The 957-nt window shown below is 70.1% G+C and carries 1 protein-coding gene; it reads left to right on the plus strand.

Annotated features, from left to right (window positions below; genetic code table 11):
- Positions 1–106 precede the first annotated feature (106 nt).
- On the plus strand, positions 107–955 hold the full coding sequence (locus EAD96_RS00225; protein WP_121682861.1) for a DUF559 domain-containing protein: 849 nt from the start codon (positions 107–109) through the stop codon (positions 953–955).
- The last annotated feature ends 2 nt before the right edge of the window (positions 956–957 follow it).

Here is a 957-nt window from a genome sequence, read left to right on the forward strand (position 1 = left end):
TAGCACAAGGGCGGGGACGGTGGGGGTTGTGCACATCCCGGGTCTTGTCCACAGGGGAGGTCGGCGGTGAGGGAAGCCGGCCGGAGTGGGGCTGCATGGTTCGGGTATGTCGACGCAGCTGTGGCGGACCCGGGAACTGATGCGGGTGCTCACCGTGAAGCGAGTACGCACGCAGGTCAAACGGGAGGAACTGATCCGGGTGCGGCGCGGTGTCTACGCCTCGACACCCTGCGATGACGAGGACGAGCTGCGGGCACTGCTGTTGTGTCTACCCGACGGCGCGATGCTCGCCATGCGGAGTGCGGCACGCCGCCACGGCTTCGGCGTACTCCGGGAATCCGCGGTGCACGTGCAGTTGCCGCCGGACGTCGCCAAGCCCCGGCTGCCGGGCCTCGTCGTCCATCACTCCGTCCTGCCGGTCCGGCCGGTGCTCGTCGGTGGGCTGCCGTGCGTGCCGGCCGCGCAGTGCGCGATCGACCTGGCCCGAGGTGTCCGCCGGATGGATGCCCTGCCGGTGCTGGACGCCGCGCTCCGCTCGGGCGCCGTGACGGTCGACGACCTCGCGGCCGAGCTGCCCCTGCATCGAGCCCTGCGTGGCGTCCGGCAGGCACGTGACCTCGTGCCACGCGCCGACGGCCGCGCCGAGTGCCGGCAGGAGAGCCAACTGCGGCTACTGCTGCTCGACGACGGGCTGCCGATTCCGGAACCACAAATGTGGGTTCATGACCGGTACGGCATTCCCCGCTTCCGCATCGACCTGGGCTACCGAGAGCGGCGGGTGGGGGTGGAGTACGACGGTCTGTCCCACCTGGACCGGGAACACATGCGGTACGACCGCGACCGGATCAACTGGCTGGACGCCAACGGATGGCGGATGCGCTACTTCACCGACCGCGACCTGTACCGCCGCCCGTCCCACATCCTCACCACCATCCGAGCCGCCCTGACCCCCTAACC

The organism is Micromonospora sp. BL1, assembly GCF_003667485.1.
In the GTDB taxonomy this organism is placed as follows: domain Bacteria; phylum Actinomycetota; class Actinomycetes; order Mycobacteriales; family Micromonosporaceae; genus Micromonospora; species Micromonospora tulbaghiae.